The sequence below is a fragment of the Acinetobacter calcoaceticus genome (assembly GCF_900520355.1).
Lineage (GTDB): Bacteria > Pseudomonadota > Gammaproteobacteria > Pseudomonadales > Moraxellaceae > Acinetobacter > Acinetobacter calcoaceticus_C.
The window spans coordinates 120,649-141,704 of record NZ_LS999521.1; the positions used below are offsets into that span (position 1 = coordinate 120,649).

At 38.7% G+C, this 21,056-nt stretch carries 17 protein-coding genes; 9 read left to right on the forward strand and 8 right to left on the reverse strand.

All coding sequences use genetic code 11. The features are described 5' to 3' along the window. Window positions 1-4: 4 nt before the first annotated feature. Genes AC2117_RS00560 through AC2117_RS00570 form a run of 3 tightly spaced genes read right to left on the reverse strand, consistent with a single transcriptional unit; the run spans window position 5 to window position 2,490 of the window. The gene (locus tag AC2117_RS00560; RefSeq protein WP_133971176.1) at window positions 5-1,315 is read right to left on the reverse strand and encodes a DUF445 domain-containing protein; all 1,311 of its coding nucleotides are present in this window, start codon (window positions 1,313-1,315) and stop codon (window positions 5-7) included. Window positions 1,316-1,328: 13 nt separating this feature from the next. Continuing rightward, on the reverse strand, window positions 1,329-1,892 hold the full coding sequence (locus tag AC2117_RS00565) for a CC0125/CC1285 family lipoprotein (RefSeq protein WP_004640061.1): 564 nt from the start codon (window positions 1,890-1,892) through the stop codon (window positions 1,329-1,331). Window positions 1,893-1,950: 58 nt separating this feature from the next. Next, the gene (locus AC2117_RS00570; protein ID WP_032054534.1) at window positions 1,951-2,490 is read right to left on the reverse strand and encodes a DUF924 family protein; all 540 of its coding nucleotides are present in this window, start codon (window positions 2,488-2,490) and stop codon (window positions 1,951-1,953) included. 168 nt (window positions 2,491-2,658) lie between these two features. Between AC2117_RS00570 and gshA the strand changes: the two genes are divergently transcribed. The 6 genes from gshA (at window position 2,659) to AC2117_RS00600 (ending at window position 11,664) form a co-directional block, all read left to right on the forward strand. Continuing rightward, window positions 2,659-4,236, forward strand: coding sequence for a glutamate--cysteine ligase (gene gshA / locus AC2117_RS00575; protein ID WP_133971177.1), 1,578 nt, complete (start codon window positions 2,659-2,661; stop codon window positions 4,234-4,236). A gap of 16 nt (window positions 4,237-4,252) precedes the next feature. Then, entirely contained in the window at window positions 4,253-4,774 is a 522-nt protein-coding gene (locus AC2117_RS00580; RefSeq protein ID WP_133971179.1) for a disulfide bond formation protein B, read from the forward strand. Window positions 4,775-4,932: 158 nt separating this feature from the next. Further along, complete coding sequence (locus tag AC2117_RS00585) at window positions 4,933-8,226, forward strand: type VI secretion system Vgr family protein (RefSeq protein ID WP_133971181.1); 3,294 nt, start codon at window positions 4,933-4,935, stop codon at window positions 8,224-8,226. Continuing rightward, window positions 8,216-10,120, forward strand: coding sequence for a glycoside hydrolase family protein (locus AC2117_RS00590; protein ID WP_133971183.1), 1,905 nt, complete (start codon window positions 8,216-8,218; stop codon window positions 10,118-10,120). The genes AC2117_RS00585 and AC2117_RS00590 overlap by 11 nt, the downstream gene beginning before the upstream one ends. Continuing rightward, window positions 10,107-10,847 (forward strand): lysozyme inhibitor LprI family protein, encoded by a 741-nt coding sequence (locus AC2117_RS00595; protein ID WP_133971185.1) that lies wholly within the window; start codon window positions 10,107-10,109, stop codon window positions 10,845-10,847. The genes AC2117_RS00590 and AC2117_RS00595 overlap by 14 nt, the downstream gene beginning before the upstream one ends. Window positions 10,848-10,953: 106 nt before the next feature. Then, entirely contained in the window at window positions 10,954-11,664 is a 711-nt protein-coding gene (locus AC2117_RS00600; protein ID WP_133971187.1) for an SH3 domain-containing protein, read from the forward strand. A 79-nt stretch (window positions 11,665-11,743) separates the two neighbouring features. On the opposite strand, the gene AC2117_RS00605 is transcribed toward AC2117_RS00600, so the two are convergent. Continuing rightward, window positions 11,744-13,087 carry an alpha/beta fold hydrolase gene (locus tag AC2117_RS00605; protein ID WP_133971189.1) on the reverse strand — a complete coding sequence of 448 codons (1,344 nt, stop codon included), beginning with the start codon at window positions 13,085-13,087 and terminating at the stop codon, window positions 11,744-11,746. Window positions 13,088-13,297: 210 nt separating this feature from the next. On the opposite strand from AC2117_RS00605, the gene AC2117_RS00610 reads away from it, so the two are divergent. Next, window positions 13,298-13,879 carry a YqiA/YcfP family alpha/beta fold hydrolase gene (locus tag AC2117_RS00610; RefSeq protein WP_042895825.1) on the forward strand — a complete coding sequence of 194 codons (582 nt, stop codon included), beginning with the start codon at window positions 13,298-13,300 and terminating at the stop codon, window positions 13,877-13,879. 14 nt (window positions 13,880-13,893) lie between these two features. Continuing rightward, window positions 13,894-15,777, forward strand: a complete 1,884-nt coding sequence (gene parE / locus AC2117_RS00615) for a DNA topoisomerase IV subunit B (protein WP_042895824.1) — start codon at window positions 13,894-13,896, stop codon at window positions 15,775-15,777. Between the two features lie 136 nt (window positions 15,778-15,913). Here parE and AC2117_RS00620 read toward each other — a convergent pair whose 3' ends face one another. Then, window positions 15,914-16,417, reverse strand: coding sequence for an ureidoglycolate lyase (locus AC2117_RS00620; RefSeq protein ID WP_197731014.1), 504 nt, complete (start codon window positions 16,415-16,417; stop codon window positions 15,914-15,916). After that, window positions 16,414-17,424, reverse strand: a complete 1,011-nt coding sequence (alc, locus tag AC2117_RS00625) for an allantoicase (RefSeq protein ID WP_133971193.1) — start codon at window positions 17,422-17,424, stop codon at window positions 16,414-16,416. Before alc ends, AC2117_RS00620 begins: the two co-directional genes overlap by 4 nt. Before the next feature lie 199 nt (window positions 17,425-17,623). On the opposite strand from alc, the gene hpxO reads away from it, so the two are divergent. After that, a complete protein-coding gene (gene hpxO, locus AC2117_RS00630; RefSeq protein ID WP_133971195.1) occupies window positions 17,624-18,781 on the forward strand; it encodes an FAD-dependent urate hydroxylase HpxO in 1,158 nt (385 codons plus the stop codon). 52 nt (window positions 18,782-18,833) lie between these two features. Here hpxO and AC2117_RS00635 read toward each other — a convergent pair whose 3' ends face one another. Together AC2117_RS00635 and AC2117_RS00640 are read right to left on the reverse strand one after the other, a co-directional pair. Beyond that, on the reverse strand, window positions 18,834-19,559 hold the full coding sequence (locus tag AC2117_RS00635) for an outer membrane protein OmpK (RefSeq protein WP_133971197.1): 726 nt from the start codon (window positions 19,557-19,559) through the stop codon (window positions 18,834-18,836). Window positions 19,560-19,680: 121 nt separating this feature from the next. After that, window positions 19,681-21,048, reverse strand: coding sequence for a nucleobase:cation symporter-2 family protein (locus tag AC2117_RS00640; protein WP_133971199.1), 1,368 nt, complete (start codon window positions 21,046-21,048; stop codon window positions 19,681-19,683). Window positions 21,049-21,056: the final 8 nt, after the last annotated feature.

Consider the following 21,056-nt stretch of genomic DNA (forward strand, 5'->3'; position numbering starts at 1 on the left):
AAAGTTATAAAATTGATTCGATAACCGCCCGTATTACGCCTAGTGTTAAGCCGATAAATGCCCCGACTACAACGCCGTTCACACGGATCATATGCAAGTCGCCACCGACTTCGTTTTCAATTTTCCCGATCATTTCACGTGAGTCCCATTCATGAATGCGTTCACTGACATAGCGGATGATTTTGTGACTATATTGGTCCGTAAAATTCATCGCAAGACCTGTCATTTCATGATTTAAAACTTCGCGGACTTTTGCATTCTGAACGAGATTTTCACCCAACTGTTGAATAGCGGCCTGAAGGTTCATTGCGATACCAGAGTCTTTTTTCATTAAATCTTCTTTAATGGCATCACACAAAATGGTCACTGCACCACTAATAAAATTCAAGACTTGTGGACTATCTAAAAGGGCATCTTTCCCGCTGTTGAGGCGTTGACTGGCAGCACTGTCCGGTTTTGCCAGCTCAAGCATGAGAGCATGCGCTACCGTTTCAATTTCTTGGCGCCATGGGTGTTCATGGTCTGCTAGCATCGATTCTACTTTTTCAACCAGTGAATCGATTGTTCGTTGCTGAACATCAATACCAATCCAGCTTGCACCTTTTGCAAGTGACCAGACACCAAGTGCTTTAAACATTTTTCGGGTTAATTCACGGGTTTTATCTGGATTTTGTACCACCCACTCATGAGCGATATCGAGTCCGCGTTGTAAAACGTCTTGGTGAAAGTCATTTTCCAGCACGGCGCGTAACATTTCACTCGCAAGTTTGTTAACTTGTGTATTACGTACCCATTGCACACTATTGTTTTGCACAAAATTTGCAATTTGCTCTTGGCTGACAAACTCAAAAATTTTCGGCACAGTTTGCTGAATAAGCTGCACCACTTGTGTATTGTTTTGTGGACTTGCCAACCATTGACCAATTGCGAGGCTTAAGTCAGTTTTTTCTAAGCTTCGTTCTACCACTTGAGGCGAAAGAAAATTTTCCTGTACAAAACGGCCCATTGACTCTGCAATACGCGCTTTATTACGTGGAATAATTTCGGTGTGATCGCGTAGAAATTTAGGAATGGGTAATTTACCAAAGGGGTTCCGAAACAGAACTGTAATGGCATACCAGTCAGCTAATCCACCAACTACACCAGCTTCTGCTCCTAGCATCAAAATATGAATAAATTCTGTGTATTCTGGCAGAAAGCGATCGACCACCATCAGCGCAACCCACAGCACAATCACGATGATAAGCGCTAGAGTGGCAAAATATTTGCTACGTTTAAGACTGGGCACGTGGTGAACTTCTTCTGCCATGTTCATAAATTTATCCTATTCATTTTTGTTTTACTGGCGGCTCAGGCGGGGGCAACAGCTCTCCTGTCGGACTCAATCCATATTTTTGTCCGATTGATTTCAAGATCAATGTCGCATCAAAAGCGTCCTGAGGAGCCTGCTTTTGATCCCGATAACATTCAATAGTATACGACACTTGAACAGGGTCGATATTGACCACTTGTGGGTAATCATAGAACGGATCATGCCAGAAACCAGGGTAGCGACGACCGTAACCATATGGGTAAAAGCTTGGGGCAGATGGATAGACCACAGCCTGACGTGGTGGTTTCTGACTTTGATTACTTGGGTCATTTTGCACTTTAAAAAAGCGGAAACCTTTTTGTACCGTCGTTTGTGCTGATTTCACCAAGGTAATTTCTTCGGCTGCGCCATAACTCATGTTTGGGTCTGCTTGAAAGCTGATCCGAAAAGTTTGTGCATTGAGAGGATAGGCCGAGAATTGTCCGAGCTGGTCAAAGGTTCGTGGTTTACTTGGCGTTGTCGCACAGGCAGTTAAAGTTAAGGCAGTGCCTAAAGCTAAACAAAGAGAGAGATATTTCATGATGAACTCCCAGCTGAGCATTAAAAATAGATGACTCAGCGTTAAAAATTAAGAAGTTTTAAAAACTACTGTTGGGTTCTAATAAAAATTCGGTTTCCTCTGGAGTGGAGACACGTCCAAGAATCGTATTGCGATGAGGATAACGTCCAAAGCGATCTATAATCACTTTATGCTTTTTCTCAAAGCTTAAGTTAATTTCATTGCCGAGGCGTTGAAATAGTTTCAAGGCAAACTCATGAATCAGTTTTGATTCACTATGCATAAACGGCATATATAAAAAAGAGCGTTGCTCTGGATTAAGCTGTGCGTCCAATTGCAAACTAATAGCTTCTTGTGCCAACGCTAAGGCTAAGCTGTCATAGGCAAAAGATTGGGGCTGATCACGATAAATGTTGCGAGAAAACTGGTCTAGTACAATAATCTCTGCCAGACGGCCTTCAGCCGTTTTTCTCCAAGACCAGAGTTCTGCTTGAGTTGCCTGTCGATGAACGTCAGAAAAATTTTCACGAATTTTTTTGTCAAAATCATCACTTTTTGCAAACCAAAGTGAACGGTGTTCAGGTGAAAACCAGAAGTTTAAAATGTCTTGATCGTTCATGATATTGACAACTCTTTAGCAATTATTCTTCAATAAAATCACAATTCTTTCGTGTCTTAAATAACAAGATTGTGATAAAAATTGCCAAACTGGAATGATGTGAGTATATAAATAGCCGTATCATCTCACGATTTTGTATATAGTGATCTTTAATAAGCGAGCAAATGCATGAGTCAACCCACTACACCATCTCAATCAGTTATTCCTGCTTGGGTGGATTCGTCGCTACTACAAGGCATGTTACGTGGAATAGAGCGTGAAAGCCTACGTATGCAAAGTAATGGGTTCTTATCGCAAGAGTTACATCCAAAAGCATTAGGTTCGGCTTTAACACATCCGCAAATTACGACTGATTATTCAGAAGCATTGATGGAGTTTATTACTTCTCCAAAGCCAACCATTGGTGAAGCTTTGCATGAGCTCACTGATATCCATGCGATTGTGCATCGTCATCTAGAAAATGGTGAAAAACTCTGGCCGCTGTCTATGCCATGTATGTTAGACGACAATGAAGAACGGATTCGTCTAGCGCAATACGGCACTTCTAATATTGGTCGCTTTAAAACACTATATCGTCGTGGTTTGGGAATTCGATATGGTCGTCGTATGCAGACGATTTCAGGTGTGCATTACAACTTATCTTTTCCTGATACGCTTTTTGCTGAATTGCAGGCACAAGAAACAGATGAACAATTAAAATCATTAAGTTTGCAGGATTATCGCAGCCATCGTTATTTTGGCCTCATTCGTAATTTTATCCGCTTAACACCACTGGTTATGTTTTTAGTGGGAGCGAGCCCAACAGTATGCCGCTGTTTTTTAACCGGACATAAACATCAGTTGTTGCCTTTAATCAAAGGTTCATACTATTTGCCGTATGCTACAGCTTTACGTATGGGACGCTTGGGCTATCAAAACTCTGCTCAAAAAAGCTTAGGTATTCATTACAACAATTTGACTGGCTATCTGGATGGTTTACAAAAAGCCGTTCATTCTCCTTACCCACCATTTAGTCGTTTAGGGTTAAATGATGCCGCTGGTGAGCCGTTGCAAATTAATGACCATGTTTTGCAGATCGAGAATGAATATTACAGTCTAGTCCGTCCAAAACAGGTGCCTCAAGCAGGTGAAACGCCGTCTCAAGCCTTAAAAAATCGAGGGGTGGGATATGTTGAGCTACGTGCTGTTGATGTAAACCCATACTCGGCAATTGGTGTTGATGAAATAACGGCAGGCTTCCTTGAAGTGTTAGCACTTTATTGTTTGCTAAGTGACAGCCCAGAGTTGTTAGGCCCTGAGCAAGACTTGATTGAAAAGAACCAGACGGAAGTGGTAAACCGAGGTCGTGCGCCGAACGCAACCATTACAGATTCAAATGGGTCTTATCACATCGAAGATTGGGCACGTTTGCATATTGCTCAAATGCAAGATTGTGCAGAATTACTCGATCAGACTTATGCAACAGACTTATACAGTTCAGCATTGGCAGTTATGCAAGCGCGAATTGATGAAGTTGATGAAACTTTATCTGCCCATGTCATCGACGATACGCTAAAGCATGGTGGAACTTGGAGTTTTGGTAGTCACATGGCGCAATTACATGCTGAAAGTTATGAACAGCATGAGCTTAGTGTGGGCACTTTGAAACATTTTGAACAGTTGGCTGCACAATCTTTACAGCAGCAAGAACAACTTGAGCACGATACTCAGATCAGTTTTGATCAATATCTTGAACAATATCGATAATAAAACGAGGTTTTACATGCGATTAAGTTACCGTTTGGTGAGTGGACTACTTGTTTTAGCAAGTATTGTCGGCATGTCTTTTGCGTTGTATCTGGAACATGTAAAAGGTTTAGAGCCATGTCCGCTCTGTATTTTTCAACGTGTTGGCTTAATGGCAATGGGCCTTATAGCACTGATTGCATTTTTGCATAACCCAGTTTCTAACGCGGTTAAACGCTTTTATGCATTTTTGGCTGGCATCGCGATTTTATGGTCAGTAAGTGTGGCAGGACGTCATGTCTGGCTACAACATTTACCCCCAGATCAAGTACCAAGCTGTGGTCCAGGCTTAAACTATTTAGTTGATGCCTTACCAATGAAAACAGTTTTACAAGAAGTCTTGTCGGGTTCAGGTGAGTGTGCAGCAATTGACTGGGCCTTCTTAGGCCAATCTTTACCAGTTTGGTCATTGGTCTATTTTATTTTGCTATTACTAGTCTGTTTATGGCAATTGTTCCGCTTCTATCCAGTGTTTAAGACCGCTAAAAAAAGAGTTTAAATAGATTAAAAAAAGCCCAACATTGTGTTGGGCTTTTTTTATTGTTTTAGAATTAATCAAAATATAAAAAAACGAATTGAAAAAAAGAATAATGTTGTAGACAGATAGGTCTGTTTTTTATAAAGTGCAGCCGTTTTATATCCTTATGATTATAAAAAATGTTTTTTAATATCTTTAATGTTTTGGAAAAAGTAGGATTAAGTGCGCAGAAACGTGCGATCCACGTGCAATTTTCTAATGAATTGCTCAATCACCAAGTTTTTTTACAACGTATAGAAGGCCAACATCAGCTAAATGGGGGAATTGAAGCTGAGTTAATTTGCCTTTCGACGAGTACCCAAATTGCATTGAAGCAGTTTATAGGTGTTCAGGTTGCTGTTGATCAGGTTACAGATTCGGGCCAATTATTTCGAACTACAGGAATTGTGACTGAAGCCAGTTATGGCCAAAGTGATGGTGCTTTAACGCTTTATAAATTGACCTTAAAAGACACGACAAATTTATGGCATAAACGCCGTAACAGTCGTGTTTTTATGAATAAAAGTATCGTAGAAATTACCGAAGTTCTATTCAAAGAATGGCAAGAAAAAAGTCCACTTTTTGCGACAAGTTTAAGCCTAGACCTGAGTGGGTTAAGCCAGAGTTATGATACTCGTCCATTTATCATGCAGCATAATGAATCCGACTATGACTTTCTTACGCGTTTATGGCGAAGTGAAGGCGTGAGTTGGTTAGTTGATGAATCAGAACTTTTTGTTCCTCATTTTACTGCTCCGGTACAGGGCCAAAAGCTTAGATTAATTGATGATAATAACCAGTACCAAGCTTTAGCACGCCGTAGCATTCGCTATCACCGCAGTAGCGCGACAGAATATCAAGATAGTATTACGGGTTTTGTTGCGGTGCGGAGTCTGCAACCGACTGCTGTACATGTGCAACGCTGGCAGCCCGATGCCTTAGCACAAGAAGAAGGCGCTGGTTCCGTCATCACTACCCATACACATTCAGACAATTTTGATTCGGCGAGTTTAAGCCTTGAGCAAGCATGGCACATGAGTCCAGCTTGGATGCAAGATTTAAAAGGTGAGGATCAAGCTACTGCTTCAACTAGTAATCAGCTAGAGAAACTGAATCAGCAGTTCAATGAGATGTATGCCAGTCAGGCCAAATACTTCAAAGCTTATAGCAGTGTCCGCGATAGCCAAGTCGGCTATTGGTTTAATCTCCGAGAGCATCCTGAAGTTGATCAACATGAAGGGGTTGATCAAGAGTTCCTAATTATCGCTAAAAATTTCTATAACCAAAACAATTTACCAAAAGATCTACATCAGCAAGTTAGTCAGTTACTAACTCAAAGTCGATGGGACAAACATGGTGGTGATGATATTGAGCGACAAGGTAATGAGCTGACTTTAATTCGCCGTCAAATCAAAACTACACCTGAATATAATCCAGAACAGCATCGTCCGATTGCCTACCCGCAAAGAGCGAAAGTTGTGGGGCCAGAGGGAGAAACCATCCATGTCGATGAATGGGGACGCATTAAGGTCCGTTTTCTGTTTACCCGTAGTGATGATCATGGTCATGATGGTGGTGCAGGTAGCAATGACAACGATACCGACTCGGCTTGGGTCGATGTACTGACTCCGTGGGCAGGGGAAGGCTATGGCGCACGCTTCTTACCGCGTATTGGTGAAGTGGTTGTCATTGACTTCTTTGATGGCAATATTGACCGTCCATTTGTGACGGGGCGCATCCATGAAGCACAGCGTTCACCAACCAAGTTCGATGTGAAAGGACAGCTTCCTGCGACTAAAAAACTGAGTGGTATTCGTAGTCAGGAAATCAGCGGTAGTGGTTTTAACCAATTACGATTTGACGATACGACAGGGCAAATCAGTACCCAACTACAAAGTAGTCATGCAGCAACACAGCTGAATTTAGGTAATTTAAGCCATCCTAAAGAACAATCGACTAGTCAAGGTCGTGGTGAAGGCTTTGAGCTGAGAACCGATGCGTGGGGAGCTGTGCGTGCGGGCAAAGGCATGCTCATTAGTACCTATGCACAAGAGCAGGCAATTGCAGATCATTTAGAGGCTGCACAAGCACAATCCTTACTTTCACAAGGCTATGAAAGCATGAAAATGCTCAGTGAAGTTGCAGCCAAGCAACAAACTGATGCTTTGAACGTGATTAACCGGTTACCCAAATTCATCCAGTCCCTTGAGCTAAAAACCACAGGGCAGGCTTTAAATAGCACGGTAAATCTATTTAAAGAAGGGATTAATAGCGATCCTATTCATGCGTTAAAAGATTGTGGTGGTTTTATTGAAGATATTGGTGCACTAGGTGGCGATGCAAAAGGAGTTGTAGATGAATTTAATACTTTCTTTAGCGATGCTAAAGATTCGGTAGAGAATTTAAAAGCCTTTATTGAAAATGTTGAAGAACATGGTGCTGACATTATTAAAGGCAAACTCGCAAGCATTAAAGATCGAATTCATCAAAATCCATTTGAAAGTCTTAAAGAGGTCAGCAAAGTCTTAGGGAATGTCGAGACTAAAGACTTTGACTTGATGAGTGTATGCGGAACTTTTAGTAAAGGCAGTAAATTGGACGTGACACCTTCTAAAGCGTTGAGTTCTTTGCAAGGCTTTATGGAGGGTTATACCCAAGGCTTAGAAAGCAGTTCCGATACTCAACAGCAAGAACAAGGCAAAATCTTTAGACAAGCTCTTATGTTATTAGCATCACCAAATGGTATTGCTTTAACGACACCTGAAAATATTATTCTGCAAGCGTCGCAAGATATTGCCCAAAGTGCCAGTGGTTCAATTAATTTCAGCGCACAGAAAAATATTATTGGACATGCACAAGACAAAATCAGTTTGTTTGCTGCACAAAAGGGTTTTCGCGCTTATGCAGCAAAAGGAAAGCTCGAATTACAAGCGCAAGACGATGCCATTGAAGCGATTGCCAAGAAGGTCATCAAGCTTATTTCTACTGAAGAAAAAATTGAGCTTACGAGCCCAAAAGAAATTGTATTAACAGCGGGTGGATCTCAGCTCAAAATTAATGCGGATGGCGTATTTTCAACAACAGGCGGTAAGTTTGAAAGTAAAGCTGGACAGCATTTGTTTACGAGTGGAGCTAAGGTTTCTTATGAGGTTCCACAGCTTCCAAATACTGCTATGTATAGTAATAAGTTAGATGTTTATGATTTATTTTGGGAGAGCAATTTTAGTCAGTTTACTTATAAAGCTTTTATTCAAGAAACAAATTCATTTATCTCAGGAGCCTTAGATGAACATGGGCGAACTGGGAAAATTACAAAAGAAGATCCGTTTAATATAAAAGTTTTAGTTGGAAAAGAGCAAGAGCTGTGGGATGTAATTGTTGATGAATGGGATAATGAGGATTTTACTTTAGGAGTAAAAAATAATGAAAAATAAGTGTTTAGTAACCTTTATTTTATTAGACCTACTAGGGCATCCCATTAAAAATGCTAAATATCAAATAAAAAATGGTAATAATCTCATTGCTGAAGGATTAACAAATTCTAAAGGAGCGATTGTTGATATAAGTAGAGATAAAGGAGTTGTACTTGATGTTTATTTCCAAAATATTTTAAATCAGATGCAACTTATCAGCAGAGTTTGTCTTGAAAAAAGCCATGCTATCGTTAAGTTATATAGTCCATCAGTTTTAATAAAAACTCAGCTGAGAGAGAAAGGGAAAACTGGTCAATATAGTAGAAAAACATATAAAGTGAAAAAGGGTGATACTTTATTAAAAATTTCAAAAGATACGAATTGTAAAATTGAAGAAATTCAAAGAATAAATAAAATTAATGATGCAAATAAGATTTCGGAAGGACAAATACTAAAGCTACCTTTAAACAAAGGAAATAATGGAGAACCAAAGAAAATAAATAATAGTTCTAACATTAATAATGGAGTTGCTAAAAAGGATAATCATGATGATAAAGATGATCATTGGTTTGGCACATTAGCGAAAGCTCCGGATTGGGTGCCAGATATTAGTGCAGATAAGATCTATAATCATATTAAAGATCAGATTCTTAATAGTACTGCACCAGAATTAAAAAATATGAATGCTGAAAGTCAAGATACAGGGAATCCAAAACAGAATATATCTAATTATAAACCAAGTATTATTTTCCCTTTTAAAGTAAAACCTATCAATGATATTGGTGGAGAGCTATCAAATTATTATTGGGGAGCTAAACTCAATGATACTAATGCTTCAATGGCAATCTTTGGAAGAAATAGAAGTGGTAATAGAAAGCATGCGGGAAGAGATTTATATAGTAATTGTAAACCTGTCAGCAAAGCAGAAAGTGGCTTTGACGTAGTTGCTATAGCACCAGGTAAAGTAATAGCTTCGCAAGGATTCTATCTACAAACTAATCAAGTAAGTATTAGGCATAAAACTGATGATGGTAGAGAGTTTGTAATTAGGTATGGTGAATTGGATCCAGAATCAATAACATTAAAAGTGGGGGATCCCGTTAAGCAAGGCCAAATATTGGGCAAAACAGGTGTAATGAAAAATAAGAATGGACCAGTTGCTATACCTATTGCTGGAAAAACAGCACATAATGTTTCAATGCTACATTTTGAATATTTTACAGGCAATGGTTTTTCATTAGATGATGCGTCAAATCTTACAATAAAAGAACATGGACTTTATTCGAGACGTGATGATATAGCTGATCCTTTAGCAATATTGTTAGAAGGATATAGAAATAGTTTTGATTTACAGTTGCCTCAAACTACTTCTCAGAAATCAATTGGAAATAGAATACCTATAAGCAATTTAACAACAAGTGCAAATGCAAGATTATTTGTTCAAGAATGGGAAGGAAAATATTTAACTCCTGATGGGCAAGGAACATACTATTACGATGATTCTAAAGGATATTGTACAGTTGGCTGGGGGCATCTCGTAGGTCAATCATCATGTAAAGCTTTAGGTAAAAAGGCTTTAAAAGATTTTATCTCAATATCTCAGGCTAAAACTTATTTTGAAGAAGATGTTTTGAAACATGAAGCTTATGTCAAAAAAGCTATTAAAGTTCCTCTATATCAATATGAATTTGATGCTTTAGTATCGTTAGCATTCAATATCGGGAATATTGCTAGTAAAGCCCCAAATTTATGTAAGCTTATTAATGAAAGTAATTATAAAGATGGGCCTAAAGAAATGTTAGATATAAATAAAATAACTGTAAATGGAAAAAAAGTTCCAGATCTCGGTTTAACGAAAAGACGTAATAGTGAATATCAATTGTTTATTAAAGGAACGTACGATGCAAGGCATTAATCTTAATTTTCTTAGTGTGCTATTAGTCTTTAGTTTGAGTGCCTGCTCAAATGCTGCAGATTATAAGCCACAACAGTTAGATGAGAAAACAGTATATAAAAATAGTGAGCATGATCTGAATAGTACATATTCAGATATAAAAAGCTATATTAGTGATAATAAAAACGAAGTTAAGTATCTTGTTGACAATCAACGTTCTTGGTTGAAAAATAGAAATTTAAAATGTAATTTTAATGGGAAAGAAGCAAATAATGAAAATTATAAATGTCTGAGTGATTTTAATAATTCTAAAATTAAAGATTTAAGAATGTCATACCTAGACTTTGATAGTTTAGAAGGGAACTTAATAAAGCCATTTAAGTATAAAGATGGTGTTATAAAAGAGTTGGAAGTAGGTGGGTGTTATTGTAATGAAAGTACAATTAAGATTTTAAAAAATAAGATTTATATATATCAAGTTTGTGATAAAAAATTAAATGAACCACGTATATATAATATTGTTGATAAGAAAAAAGATGAATTTTCTGTAGAGTATCAAATTGATACTAATAATAATAAAGTCCCAGAATTTAATTTGGTTTTTGTCACTAATGGAAAAAATGTTTGGAATATTGTCCCTAAGGTTTTTAGAAAAGAAGACTTATTAAATTTAAATTTTAAGATTGGCTATACAACTGATGCAAATTTAAAAAATAAGAAAATTGATTGTAATGATTATGAGGAATAATTATAAATTATTGGAACTTTGATTGTATTTAATAATAGTAATATTAGCTAAAAGATAATATTGCTATTTTATTAAAATATAAAATTAAACACGGAACTTATCCTAAATGAAGAAACAACTTAAGTTTATAATTTTTATTGTTTTAATGATTGGGTCTATTGAGGTTTCATATGCAGACTTTGGTTTTATTCAAGATAAGGATGGGTACGTTAATGTACGAAGAAATTCAAGTTTGAATTCTAAAGTTATATCCAAATTAAATAATAACGAAATTGTTTCTTGTGTTATGGATGAAAGGATGAATAATTTTTGTTTAGCTAATGCAAGCAATGGTGTAACTGGATTTGTTTATAAAAATAGAATAAATAATTTTAGTGGCTTTACTTCTATTAATCTATCTCAATATTCTAGAGAAAAAGCTGTTTATACTGATAAAAATTTAATAATAGAAATATATGCAAGAAAAGCTATTTCAGATCCTAAACTTTATAAAAGTTTTAAAGGTGAATATAAGTATTTTAATGATAAAACATTCTTTGGTACTGATGGTAGTCTACCTAATAATGATTTTTTACAACTTGATAAAATTATAATTAAGGATAAAGATAAAAAAATAGAAATTGGTAAAACAGATATAGAGCAATATTTCTTCCCCAAAAAAGGTATGGATGGTGATAAGAATGAACTTGCTGACTTTAAAATATATTATTTGAATAATAATATTTATATTTTAAATACTTTTAATAATGGTGGTGCAGCAGCCTACAATATAGTTTTAAATATAAAAAATGGAAAAATAGCTACTAATAAAGCTTGAAAGGTTGAAATTTGATAATATTTCTCTTTCTTCATAAAAGCTAATTAATTAGAAAAACCCAACATAAGTTGGGCTTTTTTTACGTCTCTACAATCCCTTCTAAATCTTCGAGCGTATAGTTCGGCATATCAATAATATGGGTTTGGATACCTTCTTGCACGTAATCATTAACATGAGGATATAACCAGCGAGTGATCTGCTCGGCAACACCTGAATGATACTGAATTTCAAAGTGATTTAAGCCATAAAACACGGCTTTATGTGAATCAGGAACTTTGAGCTGAAAACGTGGATTTGGATGTTCACCCAGCGCGCTTTTAATACTTACCAAGTAGTCACCAATCACAGTAAGTGCTTTATTACGTACTTTTTCAAACTCGAGGGTGCCTGCCACTAAAAAGGTATTGATATGGGAAGGCAAAGGAGCAGGGGCGCGGTTATCATCCATCATGCCAATACGGGCATCCATATATTCCCAGTCGTCATCACGAACACTACCATGTCGTAAATCTAAAATACCGTCACTGCGAATATTGACCAGTTGACCCAGTAAACCCACAAAAGGGAAAGCCCCTAGTTTATCTTGTATGGTAAAACCAAAACGCTCTAAGACTGCACCATGATGTGGAGAGCCAATACAAACTAGATTCTCAACCATATGAATCCATTGGTACATATTTTGTTTGCCGTAAAACAGCGCACTACGGGAAACGAGTCCACCCATACTATGGCCAATCACATCAATGCTGGTAATTCTTGGGTTACGCTGTACCAGATCTTCTAATAAATTTGAGAAACTGCGTCCATTGGCTGAAATACGGCGGCCTGTATTGTAATTTAAATACAACATCGTGTTATGGTCACGCTGGGCTAATAAGCGTTCCCCAATGCCACCATAATGTGCATTTGACCAAGTCAGATGGTTCATACACAAACCATGAACTAAAATCACAATACGACCCGCAAGCTCACCTTGTTGTATAGCTCCGTAGTGATCGTATAGGACCATTGGCAAGGCGAGAGGACTGTGCTGTTTGAGTAAATAATCCCCAAAAATACCATTCAAAATTCCCACCAAAAAATGAAGACTTGGTGTCAGAGGCTTTTCATGGAGCGTTGGGAACTTTTCAATAATACGGCGTAAGCTGGGTGCTAAAAAGCAACTCCCATATTTTTGTAAGGCGCCATAAGAAAACTGATATGCCTTTTGAACTAAAGGTCTTTTTTGAAAGTTTTTAGCATTTTGAGTACTAATACCAAAAGCATTTTTTAATACTTCAATATTAATGACTTGTATTAATTCATGTACACCATTTAAGCTGGTACTGAACAGTTGAGCTAAACCCTCTAATACATCTGCCTGACTAGGTGGCGTACTATCCCATTTACAATAAGTCTCATGTAGTGGTGTTAAGCTCGGCATATCTTTTCCCCATATACGTTATAACCGACGTTTTAAGCTGTACTTTTTATAAACGGCAGTAAACGTTTCCATCTTAGTAGTTTAAATAACACATTTTTTTAAAATACTGATGAATGGTTAGTTGAGTGGTTTTTCTTGTCTGACAATTGTGCTTTTCTATACAAACTGAGAACAAAATTGTGAAATTTGTCTCAATTTAGAGGGAAATATATGAATATTATCTACCTCCATGGTTTTAATAGTAGCTCTCTTTCGATTAAAGGATTGAGCTTACGGCAGTATTGTAGCGAATTAGGAATTAAAGTGCATTTGCCAAACCTAAATAGATCTCCAGATCAGGTGGTTGAGCAAGTTTCAGAGCTTATTGAAAGTCTGGATGATGTTGCATTGGTCGGAAGTAGTTTGGGTGGTTTTTTTGCGACATATTTTGTCGCGAAATATAACATTCCGGCTGTACTGATTAACCCTGCTATGCAACCATGGAAGTTGTTTGATGAGTTGTTTCAAGTTGAAAGCATGCCCTATGTGGTCAACGATCAGTGGTCAATTGATCATGTTCAGTTACGACAGTTACAACAACTTGAACTGAAACAGCCTAAAAATGCCGACAAAATACTCGTCTTGTTGCAACAAGGCGACGAAATTTTGGATTATCGTCAAGCACAACGCTATTATAGTGCTGCAACCCCATCCTCATTGATTTTGACGGATGCTCATGGCAATCATGCTATGGAAGATTTTGAAGAAAAATTACCGTTAGTGATCGAATTCTTTGCGCACACCATCAAATAAGGAAAACGTACAACGTGACACAATATACGGCTCAATCGCTTGAAGTCCTTTCCGGTTTAGACCCTGTTCGTCGTCGTCCAGGTATGTATACCGATACGACTCGACCTAACCATTTAGCCCAAGAAGTTATTGATAATGCTGTTGATGAAGCATTAGCGGGTCATGCCGACAAAATATGTGTCACAGTTTATAAAGATGGTTCGTTATCTGTTGAAGATAATGGACGTGGTATGCCAGTTGATATTCATCCTGAGTATGGCCAAAGCGGTATCGAAATTATTCTGACCAAGCTCCATGCTGGTGGTAAATTTAGTACTGATAATTACCAGTTTTCTGGTGGTTTACACGGTGTCGGTATTTCTGTTGTTAATGCTTTATCAACACGTGTTGAGGTAGAAGTACAACGTCAGGGCAATCTTTATCAGATGGCTTTTGAGCAAGGTGAACCCGTTGCTCCTTTAACTGTGTTAGAAGGCAAAGTCCCAAAACGTGCGACAGGTACGACCGTACATTTTTGGCCCGAAACTAAATATTTCGACAGTCCGAAGTTTGCTTTAAAAGCACTCAAACATAACTTAAAAGCCAAAGCTGTTTTAGCAGCAGGCTTAAAAGTTATCTATATTGATCAAATTAATGATGAAAAAATCGAATGGCAATTTGAAAATGGGCTAGTCGACTATTTGATGGATGAATTGCAAGATCGTGAAATCTTGCCAAATCCGGCTTTTGTGAGTTATGGGCAGGCAGATCGTGCGGCATGTGAATTTGCAATTTGCTGGAATGTAGAAGGCGGCGAGCAGGTTCAAGAAAGTTATGTGAACCTGATTCCTACTGCCCAAGGCGGTACTCATGTGAACGGTTTACGTTCAGGGGTGACCGAAGCATTACGTGAGTTCTGTGAGTTACGTAACTTGTTACCGCGTAATCTGAAGCTTTCAGCAGAAGATGTCTGGGATGGCGTGAACTATATTTTATCACTCAAGTTTCAGGAACCTCAGTTCTCGGGTCAAACCAAAGAACGTTTATCAAGCCGAGAAGCGGCCAATATCGTTTTAAATATCGCTAAAGATGCTTTTTCACTTTGGCTGAACCAACATGCTGAAATTGCCATGCAATTGGCAGAAATGGCGATTTCGAAAGCGGGTCGTCGTTTAAAAGCGGCTAAAAAAGTTGAGCGTAAAAAGATTGTTTCTGGGCCTGCTTTACCGGGTAAATTGGCTGACTGTGTGGGGCAAACGCGAGAAGACAGTGAATTATTTATTGTTGAGGGTGACTCAGCAGGTGGCAGTGCTAAGCAAGCACGCAATAAAAACTTTCAGGCGATCATGCCAATTCGTGGAAAAATCTTAAATACTTGGGAAGTTTCTTCAGATGAAGTTTTGGCTTCTCAAGAAGTTCACGATATTGCGATCGCAATTGGGGTAGATCCAGGTAGCGATGATTTGTCCGAGCTACGTTATGGCAAAGTTTGTATTTTGGCCGATGCGGACTCAGATGGTTTACATATTGCGACTTTGTTATGTGCGCTGTTCGTTAAACACTTTCCTGCATTGGTTGAAGAAGGTCACCTGTTTGTAGCAATGCCACCATTATTCCGTATTGATATAGGTAAAGATGTACATTATGCCCTTGATGATGACGAGCTTGAAGTCATCTTGAAAAATGTCAAAGGCAATAGAAATCCGCAAATTACCCGATTCAAAGGACTGGGTGAGATGAACGCGATTCAGCTACGTGAAACGACCATGGACCCAAATACACGTCGTTTGGTGCAGCTTGATTTGGACGATACACATTTAACAGCAGGATTGCTTGATAAATTACTTGCTAAAAAACGTTCCGCGGACCGCAAGCAATGGCTTGAGCAAAAAGGCAATTTAGCAGATATTTCTGTCTAAAAAATCTATTAAAAAAGTCCCCGCCAGTTGAACGGGGATTTTTTATGTAAACTTAAATTGTTGGAAATCACCACAACGGTTTCTACTATTGGTTTTTAGACATCAAACTTAAATAGACAGATCTATATATTTAAGTTTAGACAGTAATTTTTATAGCGTGTGGAAATTGAAAAACATCACAATTTGCTCCGCCTCCAATTCGGTCTACTACTGCAAAATCACTCGGTGCTTCAAAGGTAAGTAGCGGATGATGCCACGTACCTGCGCGGTAATTAATGCTTTGCTTTCCATCCGAAATAAATGCACATAGCTTTGAAATATCGGGAATATTCTCGTCCAAAGCGGGTGCTACAATAATTAAAAACTTTTGTTGTTGTAAGGGGATAAATGCTTGAGAACCTTTTGGATGACGCTCAAGCATCGAAATTTCCAGAGGTAACACGCTGGCCTTAATATTCCGAAAAATACTGATCCCCGTTTTTGCTTCACCTTCAATTTCGGTTTCAACGAGCGCGTGGTAGCGCTCGGTGTGGGCATCATTAATATGAAAAAAGTCATGCCCGTCACAACAAATGACTTCTCCGAAGGGCTGAAAGCTCTCAATTGTTAAGGGTTGAATTTGGACACTATTCATGATCATGACTTGGCAATTTTTCCCCATAAACGTACACGGCTAATGCCGCCATCTGGAATCATGTTAATACGAATATGAGAGATTTTTTCATGCTGCAAAATTTCATTCACATATTCATGAATATGGTCCATTTGCATAGGTTGAGCTTCAAGTAAATAAGACCAGAACATACTCTGTGGAATTAATTGTGCATCTGTTGCATTTTCAAGATAAACCGCCTGAATGGAGACTTGGGCAGGAAAGTTTCCTTTAAAGTGAGCCGTATCAATTTCAAGCTTCTCAATTTTCCCGCTTTTACCCAATGCAAGAATACACCAGTCATAACCCGGTGCTCGGCGGCGTTTGGTTTCCCATCCATCACCCATATTGACTCCACGGCCGGGATTAAGCAAATTACGTGGATGTCCAAAATGGGCATCGCTATACGCTACTACGCGACCGCCATTTTCTAGGGCCAATAAATCGAGTGTTTGCTCGCTGTCAGTCACCTGAATATGAACTTCCCCATAGACACGTAAACGGGCAATACCACCATCTGGGAAAATGTTGAGGCGTATATGAGTGAAAAGTGCACCATTATTGACCATAAAAATATGATGTTGGCTTGGGCCTAACTCAGTATTTCCTAAAAGACTCTCCCATTTTGCTCTTGTAAGGTCATCATTTGGTGCATAACAAGCTTCTAATGATGCAGATGCAGGATAATTTCCTGTAAAAAAGCTGGTATCAATATCAAGCGCACTAATTTTCCCACTCACACCAAGCTTCACAATACACCAGTCATAGCCTGCATGACGCTTACGGCGCGTTTCCCAACCGTCCATCCATTTACCGTTGTCATCAAATTTATCTTCAACAAAAATAGGTGCTTCAAATTGCAGCATACGCTTTGCTTCTGCAAAGAAATCATCTGAACACTCAATGATTTGTGCACCAATTCGGGCATCTGCCAAATTGGTTTTTGTATTCAAAATTTCAGGAAGTTCAAAAGCTGGAGCGTGCAGTGTTGCCATAATGGAGTATCCGTATTTCTTATTAAAAACATGATTTTTCATTTAAAACAGCCCTAACACTGAGCGTGCTAAGACGAGTTTTATCCTTAAATATATAAGCATGGTGCATGCCAGTTTTGTGGAAAAGCCAAATAAATTTTGAACGATGGCATGTTTTTAGCATAAGCACCCTATAGGTGAATATCTATAGGAGAGTGTCATGAATGTGGTGATTATTGGTGCGGGAATGGGAGGTCTAACTACAGGCATTGCATTAAAGAAATTTGGTCATCAAGTTCGCATTCATGAGCAAACTGAAAAAATTCTTCCTGTCGGCGCGGCAATTTCGCTGTGGTCGAATGGTGTGAAATGTTTAAACTATCTGGGATTAACCGAGAAAATCGCCCAACTTGGTGGACAAATGGATGACTTGGCCTATGTAGATGGTTTAACTGGAGATGTGATGACACAATTCAGTTTACTGCCATTAATTGAAGAAGTCGGACAAAGACCTTATCCAGTTGCACGCGCCGATTTACAAAACATGTTGATGGATGAGTTTGGCCGAGATCAGATTTATTTAGGCAAAAAAATGGTCAATCTTGAGGATAAGGCTGATTTTGTTGAGGTTCATTTTGCAGATGGTAGTTCTACACAAGCTGACTTACTGATAGGGGCTGATGGTACTCACTCACTTACACGGACCTATGTGTTGGGGCAGCAAGTACAGCGCCGTTACGCGGGTTATGTAAACTGGAATGGTCTGGTTGAAATATCTGAAGATTTAGCACCGGCCGAGCAATGGACGACTTATGTGGGGGAAGGCAAGCGTGCTTCTTTAATGCCAGTTGCAGATGGCAAGTTCTATTTCTTTTTAGATGTGCCTTTACCAGCAGGTTTAGAAAATAATCGAGATGAATATAAAAAACTTTTAAAACAATATTTTGCTGATTGGTGTTTACCAGTACAGCAGCTCATTGAACGTTTAGACCCGCAAAAGACCAATCGCGTAGAAATACATGATATTGAGCCATTCACCCAGTTTTATAAAGGTCGCGTGGTGATTTTAGGTGATGCTGCACACAGCACGACACCTGATATTGGACAAGGCGGTTGCCAAGCAATGGAAGACGCTATTTATTTAGCACGTTCTCTGCAAATTAATACTTTAGGTGTCGAAGACGCTTTGCGTCGCTATCAAAATAAGCGTAATGAACGTGCCAATGAATTGGTACTTCGTGCGAGAAAACGCTGCGATGTGACGCATATGAAAGATGAAAGCGTTACACAAGCGTGGTATGCAGAATTACGCCGTGAGCAAGGTGGACATATTATGCAGGGGATTATTAGTAATATTGTGGGTAATCCACTCGATTAAAATAAAAACAGCAAGGAATTTTCCTTGCTGTTTAATCTTCTAAATTAAAATTTTAGAAGTGGTATTTAACCAATGCGCTTACGTTATTTTCGTCAGCACCTTTAATACCGAATTTGTTATTCCACACAGAGTGTTCAATACCGAGGTATAAACGTGTGTCAGGAGAAATGTGTTTACCTACATTCCATTTCCATTGGGTGGTCCAGTTTAACTCGCTGGCATGGTCATCTTCTGCAGTTGACCAGTCAAGGAAACCATCTACCAAGAAATCTTCAGATGCGAGTTTAAATGGAATGCCATAAACAAACGTCATTTGGTAATCGTCGTCAGTGTTCTCATTATTTGCACGGTAGAAGTTTAAATTTGCATATTGGAAATATGGAATATCTAAATCAACTGCAAAGCCATAAAGAAAGTTGTCGAAGTTGTTGCCATTTTGGGAGTTGCTTTCCCACGTGGTACTTACTAGCACATCTTTTACTGGACCATACGCCAGTTTTTTACCTGACACTTCGCCTAAGCTTAAACGTGGTGATAACTCAAAATATGTACTTTTATGATCGTCTTCACCACGCATGTGGTCCATGAAGAAAAACACATCAGCGTATTTAACTTTCGCTGCATATTCCAAAGTAATCGTGGTTTCTTTTTCATCTACAACTTCATAGTTTTCACCATAAAGTCCAGTCACGCTAAAATCTTGCCAGATTGGTTTTGCCTGAACCATGGCAGTTGCAGATAACAAGGCACAAGTTGCCGCAAGTTGCTTTAATTGCATTTAAATGATCTCCCCCCAAATAAAGCATGCTAAGGATACATTGTCTTAAGCAAAAATGAAGCCAAATTTGATCAACGGTTAAAAAAAGGCCCACCGAAGTGGGGCGCTAAAAACTGAATTATTAATGTGTATTTTGTGTCTTTATTGTTTGGCTTAAATGTGGGGTACGCGAGCTGCGAAATGTAGGTAAATGATTAAATAACAAATTCAACAAGATAGCAAAAATACAAGTTGAACTAATGCCTGAATGGAACAAAGTTTGTACCCAAACAGGAAAATGAGCATAAAACTCATGGTTAATAATTGGAATCATACCAGCAGATAAAGCAGTCGCGACAATAATTAAATTTTTCTGATCGTTATAATCTATTTTTGCCAAAGTGCGAATTCCGCTCGCTGCAACTGACCCAAATAAGACTAAACCTGCACCACCAAGTACGGGCATTGGAATCGCTGCAATTAAACGCCCCATAATAGGGAGTAGCCCCAAAATAATCAGGATGAATCCACCTGCTGCCACTACAAATCGGCTTTTGATGCCTGTAATCGCAACTAGTCCTACATTTTGAGCAAAAGCGCTTTGCATGAACGAACCAAAGAGAGGAGCGAAAGCACTTGAAAACATATCCGCACGAACACCATTGGCGATACGTTTAGCATCTACTTCCGTTCCTACAATGTCGCCGACAGCAATAATATCGGCTGTGGTTTCCGTCATGATGACTAAGGTCACAATCAGCATTGACAAGATTGCACTTAATTCGAAAGTTGGTAAGCCAAATGCAAATAAATGTGGGAATTGTACCCATGCACCAGAGCTCACTTGACTAAAATCACCAAAGCCCATGAAGTAGGCCAGTATAGTGCCTGCAACAATCGCCAATAAAATTGATAAACGGCGAATGCTGGCTTGAGGCAGCATATTTAGAACAATCACAATACCTAAGGTCAGCAAGGCCAAAGAGATATTTTCTACGCTACCCCAGTCAGGTGCTTTATTGTTACCACCCATCATCCAGCGAACTGCGACAGGTAATAGAGATAAACCAATAATCGTAATAACACAGCCCGTTACAACAGGTGGAAAAAATCGAATAATTTTAGAAAAATAAGGCGCAAGACATAGGCCAATCAGAGATGCGGCAATGACCGCACCGTACACCGCAGGTAGGCCGCCTCCTGTGGTGATAATGGCCACCATGGTTGCCACACCAGCAAAAGACACGCCCTGAACTAAAGGTAATTTTGCGCCTAGATATTTGGTTCCAATGGTTTGAATCAGTGTTGCCAATCCACCTACAAATAGGGCTGCTGCAATTAACATTCCGACTTGTGCTGAGCTTAATCCAGCTGCTGTTCCAATAATCAGGGGTGGGGCTACAATGCCACCATACATGGTCAGGACATGTTGTAACCCGTAAGCAAAACTTTTGGATATTCCTAAATATTCATGCTCTGGAGAAATAGAGGTTTTTTGCTGACTATTCATATTTTTCT

Bases quoted from the DNA above. Each gene is read 5' to 3' on its own strand.
- AC2117_RS00560 (WP_133971176.1), bottom strand. From the start codon at position 1,315: ATGAACATGGCAGAAGAAGTTCACCACGTGCCCAGTCTTAAACGTAGC.
- AC2117_RS00565 (WP_004640061.1), bottom strand. From the start codon at position 1,892: ATGAAATATCTCTCTCTTTGTTTAGCTTTAGGCACTGCCTTAACTTTA.
- AC2117_RS00570 (WP_032054534.1), bottom strand. From the start codon at position 2,490: ATGAACGATCAAGACATTTTAAACTTCTGGTTTTCACCTGAACACCGT.
- gshA (WP_133971177.1), top strand. From the start codon at position 2,659: ATGAGTCAACCCACTACACCATCTCAATCAGTTATTCCTGCTTGGGTG.
- AC2117_RS00580 (WP_133971179.1), top strand. From the start codon at position 4,253: ATGCGATTAAGTTACCGTTTGGTGAGTGGACTACTTGTTTTAGCAAGT.
- AC2117_RS00585 (WP_133971181.1), top strand. From the start codon at position 4,933: ATGTTTTTTAATATCTTTAATGTTTTGGAAAAAGTAGGATTAAGTGCG.
- AC2117_RS00590 (WP_133971183.1), top strand. From the start codon at position 8,216: ATGAAAAATAAGTGTTTAGTAACCTTTATTTTATTAGACCTACTAGGG.
- AC2117_RS00595 (WP_133971185.1), top strand. From the start codon at position 10,107: ATGCAAGGCATTAATCTTAATTTTCTTAGTGTGCTATTAGTCTTTAGT.
- AC2117_RS00600 (WP_133971187.1), top strand. From the start codon at position 10,954: ATGAAGAAACAACTTAAGTTTATAATTTTTATTGTTTTAATGATTGGG.
- AC2117_RS00605 (WP_133971189.1), bottom strand. From the start codon at position 13,087: ATGCCGAGCTTAACACCACTACATGAGACTTATTGTAAATGGGATAGT.
- AC2117_RS00610 (WP_042895825.1), top strand. From the start codon at position 13,298: ATGAATATTATCTACCTCCATGGTTTTAATAGTAGCTCTCTTTCGATT.
- AC2117_RS00620 (WP_197731014.1), bottom strand. From the start codon at position 16,417: ATGATCATGAATAGTGTCCAAATTCAACCCTTAACAATTGAGAGCTTT.
- alc (WP_133971193.1), bottom strand. From the start codon at position 17,424: ATGGCAACACTGCACGCTCCAGCTTTTGAACTTCCTGAAATTTTGAAT.
- hpxO (WP_133971195.1), top strand. From the start codon at position 17,624: ATGAATGTGGTGATTATTGGTGCGGGAATGGGAGGTCTAACTACAGGC.
- AC2117_RS00635 (WP_133971197.1), bottom strand. From the start codon at position 19,559: ATGCAATTAAAGCAACTTGCGGCAACTTGTGCCTTGTTATCTGCAACT.
- AC2117_RS00640 (WP_133971199.1), bottom strand. From the start codon at position 21,048: ATGAATAGTCAGCAAAAAACCTCTATTTCTCCAGAGCATGAATATTTA.